Raw genomic sequence first — 9,207 nt, forward strand, 5'->3', positions numbered from 1 at the left:
TTGCTCGTTATAAATGACGACCGATTACATATTTATTACCCAAAGCTGGATAGTTTGTGAGCGGTTGTTAGTTGTTGTGAGCGCTAAGTACATTTTTATTACTCAGTGGCTCTTAAATATGGTTTAATTCGCATTCGTTAAAATAATAACAGATTTGTAGGTGTATGGCACAAGTGCGTGATGGTTTTCAAAGTCGACTAGGTTTTGTATTGGCAGCAGCCGGTGCAGCGGTAGGTTTAGGTAATATATGGGGTTTTCCTACGCAGGCTGCTAATCATGGTGGCGGCGCATTTTTACTGGTTTACTTTATCGTTATTTTTTTGCTGGCGTTACCTGCTTTATACACCGAGCTGTATTTAGGTTACAAAGCCCAAGCTAACCCTGTTAAAGCGCTAAGCCAAGCATGGCAAGATCATGCCCCTAAAGTGGGAGCCGCAGCAGGCTATATTGGCCTTGCCGGTGCCATCGTTATGTTAAGTTTTTACTCAATTGTGGCCGGTTGGATGCTTTCCTACGCTATAGAGCCTATAAGTAGCTTTTTTGGCTTGCATAGCTTGAGTGAGTTTTTACATAGCGACTCTATGTTACGTAATTTTATTTTTACGCCGCTTATGCTTATTTTAACCGCCAGTATTATTTTAAAAGGGGTGAAGTCGGGAATAGAAACCTGGTCACGCCGTTTAATGCCGCTATTACTTGTTCTCCTTATTGGGCTTATTATTTATATTGCAACGTTAGATGGCGCAAGCGAAGGGTTTGCTGCTTATTTAGTGCCTGACTTTAGTAAAATACTCGACCCTGATTTAATTATTGCCGCAATGGGGCAAGCGTTCTTTTCGTTGTCGCTTGGGGTAGGCTGTATGATGATTTACGGCTCATATTTAAAACCCGGAGCTAACTTACCAAAATTAACCGCAAGTGTTGCGCTACTTGATACCAGCGTGGCGTTTTTGGCGGGCTTATTAATAATTCCGGCTATTTATGTTGCCCAGTACAATGGCGTTGAAGTCTTTAGTAACGGTAAACTAATTGGTGAGGGGCAACTTATTTTTGCCATATTACCTGAGCTATTTGGCACTATGGGTGAAATTGGTTTATTGGTTGGCTTATTATTTTTTGTATTGATGTCGATAGCTTCAGTTACCTCAACTATTTCATCAACTGAGATCCCTGTGGCATTTTTGGTTGAAAACCACAGTGTAGATAGAACCAAAGCAACTTGGGCAGTCAGTGCTGTTGTGCTTATTTGTGCCAGTACCATTATTTTAAACTTTGATTGGTTATTTGGTTTAGTGATTATGGTATTTACCCAATACCAATTGCCGTTGATGGGACTGTTTTATTTTATTACAGTGGGCTGGTTATGGCAGCGTGGTAATAAGCTTCATCAAGCAAGTTCTGGTGCACATTATTGGTTTGCTCAGTACATTCGTTTTGTGTGTCCTGTACTTATGACCTTAGTATTTGCAAATGTAGCGTTTGGTTAATAACTTTTAAACGCGAATTTAAAAATGCCGTTTTAAAAAGCGAACTATTGGGAGTAACCCGAAAGTTCGCTTTTTACATTTTAAATGACTTGATATTACAATACTTGATTGGTTAGCGTTTGCCCTTGAGCAAGCTCGTTTGCATTTTGTAATGTTATATTAGCGATTTCGGTTAGAGCTTCTTGAGTAAAAAAGCCTTGATGCCCTGTTATTAACACATTTCTAAAACTCACTAAACGAGAGAATATATCGTCTTGATTTATTTCGTCACTGTGGTTTTTAAAAAACAGTTCTGATTCTTGTTCGTACACATCAAGCCCTAAGTACCCCAGTTTTTGTGATTTAAGTGCTTTAATACACGCTTGGCTGTTTACCAGTGCACCGCGAGAAGTATTAATGAGCATGACCCCGGTTTTCATTTTATTAAATGCAGCGTCATCGATTAAATGATGCGTGTCTTCGCTCAGCGGGCAGTGCAGTGAAATTATATCGCTTTGGGCAAGTAGGGTATTTAAATCGGTAATAGTGTAATTGCCTGGTTTTGCAAAAGGGTCGCACACTAAAACGTTAGCGCCAAAACCATTTAAAATGTTACACAGTGCCAAGCCTATTTTACCGCAGCCTATAATCCCTATGGTCTTGTTATGTAAGTTAAACCCAAGTAAGCCATTTAAATCAAAGTTGTCTTCGCGCACGCGGTTATAAGCTTTGTGTGTTTTACGACTGAGGGTAAGCATAAGGGCAACACAATGCTCCGCTACTGCCTCAGGGCTGTAGGCGGGTACGCGTAATACGCTGAGGTTATGCTGTTTGGCAACAGGCAAATCAACGTTATTAAACCCCGCACAGCGTAATAAAATAGCGCTAACACCCAATGTGGCAAGTTGCTCAATCACTGCTTTATCTACTGTATCGTTTACAAATACGCACACAGCGTCAAAGTTTTTAGCTAATATTGCCGTCTGCGCCGATAAACTTTGCTCAAAATAAGTAATAGTGATGTTAGAAAAGCCATTTAAACTTTGCTCAAAAAAAGGTCGCTCATATTTCTGAGCACTAAAAAAAGCAATATCCATTAACTAGCTCCAAGTAATCAATTATTTTATTACCATAAACTATTCTTACTATAGATGCTTCACTCTTGTTGTTTTAATTACGACAGGATTATTTTAATACAGCCGAACGGACTCCTAAACGAGCGGTCGTCGGTTTTATAACGGGCACTGATTCTAAGCAGCTTGTTATTACATTATGTAATGACTCCGGTTTAGTTCGCGGTGCATAGCGAGCAACCAGCTGCCCTTGTGCATTAACTAAAAACTTAGTGAAGTTCCATTTTATTGCTCGGTTTTGTGCAATACCTCGTGTATGAGACTTTAAATAACTAAACAGTGGATGCGTATCTGGGCCATTTACCATGACCTTATTAAACACCTCAAAATTAATTGAAAAATGTTTTTGATAATAGTCTTTAATGGCCATTCCCTCTAATGGCTCATTTTTATCAAATTGATTACACGGAAAGGCTAAAATAGTAAACCCATCGTTTTTGTATTGTTGATATAGCTTTTCTAGCGCGCATAATTGCGCAGAAAAATGACATTTACTGGCGGTATTAACAATAAGAACCGTTTTTCCTTTTAGCTGACTCAAAGAAAAATCATCGTTATTACAAAGTGGTGCGTTAAATTGATAAATGCTATCCATAGATTACCTACCTAATTTCCTTATCAGGGAAATTTTAAAAGACTTTCATTCGCTTTTTTAGCGGCCGATTGACATAATCGAGCTTATGTTTCTAAGTTATCAGTTAAATAGGTCATTTTTATGTCAGTTAAAATTGCATTTATAGGTTTAGGCGTAATGGGTTACCCAATGGCAGGGCATCTAGCAAAAGCAGGGCACAGCGTATGTGTTTATAACCGCACAGCAGCTAAAGCACAAAAATGGGTCGAAGATTTTAACGGCAGTTTTGCACCTACCCCGCGTGAAGCCGCAAATGGTGCCGATATGGTCTTTATGTGTGTAGGCAATGACGACGATTTACGTTCAGTGGTATACGGCGATGATGGCGTTTTAGCTGGTATGGACAAAAACACGATTTTAATCGATCACACAACTACTTCTGCTGAGGTAGCGCGTGAAGTTGCGGCAAAAGCGGCTTTACAGCATATCGACTTTATTGATGCGCCAGTATCGGGCGGTCAAGCAGGTGCTGAAAACGGGGTATTAACCGTAATGGCTGGTGGCAACGAAGCGGTATTTGCTAAAGCACAACCTATCATGGCGGCGTTTAGCCGTTTTAGCCAGTTATTAGGCGAAGTGGGCTCAGGGCAATTATGTAAAATGGTCAACCAAATTTGTATTGCTGGTGTAGTGCAAGGCTTAGCTGAGGGCTTACATTTTGCTAAACAAGCAGGGCTTGATGGCGAAAAAGTAATTGAAACCATCTCTAAAGGCGCAGCTGGTTCGTGGCAAATGGAAAACCGCTACAAAACAATGTGGGCAGGCGAGTACGAGTTTGGTTTTGCTGTAGATTGGATGCGTAAAGATTTAGGCATTGCCCTTGATGAAGCTAAAAATAATGGTGCAACGCTGCCAATGACTGCAACGGTCGATCAATACTACGCCGATGTACAGGCTCTTGGCGGCGGCAGGTACGACACATCAAGTTTACTAGCACGTATTGAAGCACTGCATAAAAAGTAATGTAATTGGTAAAAGTAAACTTTTCACAAAAAGGGTAAGAGGTGCTGCGCTTTTAGAGGAAGTGATATACATAAAAATAACTGTAGGTTTTATGTTTTCTCATTTACCTCTCTTGTTGAGATAGTTTTTTGGTTTTTTACCTAGTAACAAAAAACGCGACACTTTTTGCTAAAGGGTCGCGTTTTTCATGGGTTATATACACTAAAGCAAATTACATGCTTTGCGCGTAGTTATACAGTGCTTTTAAAATTGTAAGATTTTTTTCACTGTCATCATGCTCATGCGCTAGGTTTTCAAGGGTGATCATAAAATCTTGTGCGCTGATTGAGGGTTGATCTTCGCCATGCATTAACTTGCTTTGACAATATTGACGCCATTGATCAAGCTCTTGTTGGTTTAGCGTTTGTGGCCAGTTACGGGCGCGGTATCTAAACAACAAAGTATTAAATTTAGGATCTTCAAATTCAAGCTTTAAACTTGCCAAGTCTTCAGGTTTTGCATCACGAATAATCGCAAATTTGGCTTTATCAGCATGGCTAGTAAAGCCATCATATAATAAGTAATCCACGTTCGTGGTGGCGCTGTAATCGCCTTGCTCATTAAATACCTCAGTGACTTTATCGCGAAGCTCGGTATTGGCTTTTAAAATGGCTAAATTAGTCAAGCATTGCTCTCGGTCAATACCCAAGCGAGCAGCGTTTTCAGGCAGTAGTGTTTTAGCTGGTGCTAAAATAGGGCACTTGTTTAAATGCACCAGCTTTAAACCTACGGGTAAATCACCCTCTGCTAAATCTATACGTTTGGTGTATAAACGCTTGCGTAACTCTTCTACATTTAAATCAAGTAATACCTGTGGGTTTTGGGTTAAATCAAAACAAATAACCGCGTTTTTATTAACAGGATGAAAGCTCATAGGTGCCACCCACGTGGTACAACCCTGGGTTGCTGGAATACGCGACGATGTATGCACTAATGGCGTCATGTTAAACACGTCCACCAATTCAGCAAGGGCTTTTTTATTGCGCAAACTAAAAAAGAAGTGATACAGCTTAGGCTGCTTTTCTTTTATTAATTTAGCCAGTGCAATGGTAGCCGTTACATCACTTAATGCATCGTGCGCAGCGGCATGTTCAATACCATTAGCGACAGTTAAATGCTCAAGTTTAAAACTTGGGCTGCCATCTTCTTTTAACGGCCATTCAATACCCTCAGGGCGAAGTGCATAGCAGGCGCGCACTAAATCTATAATATCCCAACGGCTGTTATTGTTTTTATATTCACGCTCATATGGGTCGTAAAAGTTACGATAAAAGCTATATCGGCTTACTTCATCATCAAAGCGAATACTGTTATAACCAGCCACACAGGTATTAGGCACGCTAAATTCGGCATGAATTTTAGCAATAAACTCAGCCTCAACTAAGCCTTTTTGCATCGCCACTTGTGGGGTAATACCAGTAATTAGACACGCCTCAGGATGGGGTAAATAATCCGCTTGCGGCTTACAGTACTCAATAAGCGGCTCGCCAATAATATTTAAATCAAGATCGGTGCGCACACCTGCAAATTGGCTCGGCTTATCCTTTTGTGGGCTTGCCCCCCAGGTCTCGTAGTCGTGCCAGTAAATAGTTGCTTGGTTTTGCTCTTGATAAGCCATTTAAAAACCCTTTAAGTTAGCTTGAAACGGTTTATATACCGCCAAGTTACTAAATTTATGAATTATTTAGATTATGGCATATGGGCGAGGGAGTTTATAGGTGTATGAAATTAAATGGTATGGCATTATGTGGTTAAAAAATAATATGTTGTTTGCTATAAGTATTAAATATTATTTATTAGATAATTTAGTTCGTGTGAGTTATGTGTCTTATATGTAAATTTATGGGGGATTTAAATGGAATTTGAATATATTAATGAGGACAAACTAAATAGTCTTGCTAAAAGCAGAGGTGTGAAGAAGTTAAACGTGCAAAGTGCTGTAAATTTGCTTAAATATGATGGCAATTTTATGAGCGAAGTCAATGAATTATCGTTAAATGGAAAGAAAGTAATTTCAGTTGAAGAGCCAGGCACATATTTATTATTAAATTATTTGTCTGAAATGTTAAAAACAACAGCTAATACCCAACAATCAGATAAAGATTTAATATTAAGAACATTGATTCAACTACTTAGAGAAAAAACTAGTAAATTTATTTACAGGCTTGATATAAAAAAATTTTACGAATCAATCCATCCAGAGGTAATTTACAATAAAGTTTTTAGTGATTTAAGGCTATCGCCAAACTCAAAAAAATTGATTTTACTCTACCTAAATAGTGTGGAGGATTATGGGTTCGAAGGTATAGGAAGAGGGACTACCTTAAGTGGGAGTTTAGCAGAGTATTTTTTAGAAGATTTCGATAAATGCGTATTCCGGTGATGGTGAACACCGATTCCGGTTTTATCGTGAACACTTAAATTCCACGCATTGGGTTCATGACATTTTTAACCTAAGTGTTCACGATGGTCAATTTTAGATTGAATTTTTCTCATAGACTCCCCCTTTAATTTTATCCGATGAGCATTGTGCATTAGTCGATCTAAAATGGCATCGGCTAAGGTATTATCGCCGATGGATTGATGCCATTCTTCGGTGGGTAATTGACTGATGATGGCGGTTGATGAACTGCCGTGCCTATCATCCATGATCTCCATTAAGTCATTTCGTTGTGCCGCTTTAAGTGGCTCAAGCCCCCAATCATCTAAAACGAGTAAGTCGATCTTAGCGAGTGACTGTAACATTCGACTGTAAGTGCCATCTGCTTTGGCTTGTGTCAGCGCAAGCATCAACCTTGAGAGTCGGTAATATTTAACGCTGTAGCCTTTCATGCATCCTGTATGCGCAAGCGCACAAGTGATATAGGTTTTACCGCTACCGCAAGGGCCTGTGATCAGTAAGTTTTGTGATTTATTCAGCCAATCACATTGCAGTAGCGATGCCATCATCGATTGATTGAGACCTCGCGGGTGATGATAATCTATGTCTCTGGCGTTAGCGGCTAATTTAAGTTTTGCCGCTTTAAGTAAGCGTTGTTGTTTTCGGCTCTCTCGGTCTTGGGCTTCACTGTCTGCTAGCAGTTGTAGTCGCTCATCGAAGGACAACCCTTCATAAGTACTTGGTTGTTCCATTTGGCTCACTAAGGCGTTGGCCATACCACTGAGTTTGAGTTGACGAAGCTGAGTTATCGTTTGTTCTAACATAGAATTTCCTTACCTTAATGGAAGCTTTTAGGACCACGGATATTTTCATGGGATTGTGGCAATAACGTCGACGGCTCTTCTTGCGTTCGCGGCAATTTATCTTGGTTGCTACTGAGTATGTCTTTGATATGTTTTAACCGATATAAACTGTATTGATTGGCTATCGCACAGGCGTTATTGAGCCGATCGGCGGGATAGCTTCTTGATAGGTTGAGTAAGCCTAAGCACACACGATACGCTTGTTCTTCATGTTGTTTCTGTGCCAATTGTGCTTTCACCCAGAGCAAAACGTCATCTCCAATATCTTTCGCCCAATTCATTAAACGCCCTGGTGACCATTTATGATGCTTCTCATGCTTTACAGGCATGTGCTCGGATGTGGTGGTCATGCCCGGATGATATTTTCTCGGGTGACTGGTGATGCGTTTATGCTTGAAATAAGCCTCAATCAAGTTGTCTTTGGCATGAAGTTCAAGCTTTTCACCCACCAAGTGATGGGGTACCGAGTAAAGATGGTTATCATACTGAACGTGATAATCAATATTCACTTTGACGTGTTTAATATCCGTGAATTGATAAGCTAGTTTGGGCATGGGCGCGAGGGCGGGTTTGTCGATTGACTCGAACCATGATTGTCGTGTCCCACTCAGTTGCTTAAAGGGCTTATTATTGACCTCAAGCAGTAAGGCTTTGATGCAATGGTTTAGCTCAGCTAATGAGAAAAAGGTTTGGTGTCGTAACTTGGCGAGTATCCAGCGTTCAATGATTTGCACGCCCACTTCGGCCTTGGCTTTATCTTGTGGTTTTCTGGGACGAGCAGGCACAATCACGGTGCCATAATGCGCGGCCAATTGCTGATAACTCGGGTTAACATCAGGGTCGTAGCGACACGCTTTACTGACACCACTGCGTAAATTATCGGGGATAACCATGTCAGGTATACCGCCGATAAATTCAAATGCTCGCACGTGACTGCCGATCCAGTCGGGTAGACTTTGGCTCCAGGTTGCTTCACAAAATGTATAATTTGATGCGCCCATCACCGCCACGAATATCTGGGCGAACTTCACTTCACCCGTCGCATTACAAACAATGGGCATCGTTTGACCCGCATAATCGACAAAGAGTTTTTCTCCTGCTTTATGCACTTGTCGCATCGAACGTTTTTGCTTTTTAAGCCAGGTCATATAGCGATCGCAGAACTGAGAATAGCTGTAACAACGATTCGGATATTGCTGAGTATATTCTTCCCAGAGTAAGTTCTTGGTGACGCCTTTGCCCGTTAATTCTTTTCGAATGGCTGGCCAATCTGGCACTTCAAATCGCTGGGATGGCCGAGTGTCGGCGCGAGGATAGAACTGACTAGCAAGCACAGAATCATCAAGCTCGTCGGGCAGTGGCCAACTTAACGATAAAGCTCTGGCTTTAGTGAGTAGTTTTTGAATACCACCGACACTGATCTTAGTGCTGGCACTTATTTTTCTGACACTGAGTTGGGCAGCAAAATGTAGCCTCAACACTTCTCGAATTTTACGCATTGTGATCCTCTTAGTCGCCATATCCCTTCCTCAGTAATACAAAAAGGAAATAGCTTAACAAAGTAATTAATAATCAATGCGTTGAAATTGTACTGGTTTGGTGTGAACACCGATTCCGGAAAATCAGTCAAAAGTGTTCACGATAAAACCGGAATGAGCGTTCACGCTAAAACCAGAACGGGTGTTCACGATGGGCCGGAATCACTGTTCACGATGCTCCGGAATATGCA

General features: G+C 40.8%; 8 protein-coding genes. 3 read left to right on the forward strand and 5 right to left on the reverse strand.

Going from position 1 to position 9,207, the window contains the following annotated elements; all coding sequences use genetic code 11:
• Positions 1-164: 164 nt before the first annotated feature.
• A complete protein-coding gene (locus L641_RS0120310; protein WP_024602965.1) occupies positions 165-1,487 on the forward strand; it encodes a sodium-dependent transporter in 1,323 nt (440 codons plus the stop codon).
• 95 nt (positions 1,488-1,582) lie between these two features.
• On the opposite strand, the gene L641_RS0120315 is transcribed toward L641_RS0120310, so the two are convergent.
• Entirely contained in the window at positions 1,583-2,563 is a 981-nt protein-coding gene (locus L641_RS0120315; RefSeq protein WP_024602966.1) for a 2-hydroxyacid dehydrogenase, read from the reverse strand.
• A gap of 88 nt (positions 2,564-2,651) precedes the next feature.
• The gene (locus L641_RS0120320) at positions 2,652-3,194 is read right to left on the reverse strand and encodes a glutathione peroxidase (RefSeq protein ID WP_013465134.1); all 543 of its coding nucleotides are present in this window, start codon (positions 3,192-3,194) and stop codon (positions 2,652-2,654) included.
• Between the two features lie 120 nt (positions 3,195-3,314).
• Between L641_RS0120320 and L641_RS0120325 the strand changes: the two genes are divergently transcribed.
• Complete coding sequence (locus L641_RS0120325) at positions 3,315-4,196, forward strand: NAD(P)-dependent oxidoreductase (RefSeq protein WP_024602967.1); 882 nt, start codon at positions 3,315-3,317, stop codon at positions 4,194-4,196.
• Between the two features lie 211 nt (positions 4,197-4,407).
• On the opposite strand, the gene sbcB is transcribed toward L641_RS0120325, so the two are convergent.
• Complete coding sequence (sbcB, locus tag L641_RS0120330) at positions 4,408-5,853, reverse strand: exodeoxyribonuclease I (protein ID WP_024602968.1); 1,446 nt, start codon at positions 5,851-5,853, stop codon at positions 4,408-4,410.
• Positions 5,854-6,090: 237 nt separating this feature from the next.
• On the opposite strand from sbcB, the gene L641_RS0120340 reads away from it, so the two are divergent.
• Positions 6,091-6,618 (forward strand): hypothetical protein, encoded by a 528-nt coding sequence (locus L641_RS0120340; protein WP_024602969.1) that lies wholly within the window; start codon positions 6,091-6,093, stop codon positions 6,616-6,618.
• Positions 6,619-6,683: 65 nt separating this feature from the next.
• On the opposite strand, the gene istB is transcribed toward L641_RS0120340, so the two are convergent.
• Together istB and istA are read right to left on the reverse strand one after the other, a co-directional pair.
• Positions 6,684-7,439, reverse strand: coding sequence for an IS21-like element helper ATPase IstB (gene istB, locus L641_RS0120345; RefSeq protein WP_008108839.1), 756 nt, complete (start codon positions 7,437-7,439; stop codon positions 6,684-6,686).
• A 14-nt stretch (positions 7,440-7,453) separates the two neighbouring features.
• Positions 7,454-8,998, reverse strand: a complete 1,545-nt coding sequence (gene istA, locus L641_RS0120350; RefSeq protein ID WP_024600838.1) for an IS21 family transposase — start codon at positions 8,996-8,998, stop codon at positions 7,454-7,456.
• Positions 8,999-9,207 lie beyond the last annotated feature (209 nt).

The sequence above is a fragment of the Pseudoalteromonas sp. TB41 genome (assembly GCF_000497975.1).
Lineage (GTDB): Bacteria > Pseudomonadota > Gammaproteobacteria > Enterobacterales > Alteromonadaceae > Pseudoalteromonas > Pseudoalteromonas tetraodonis.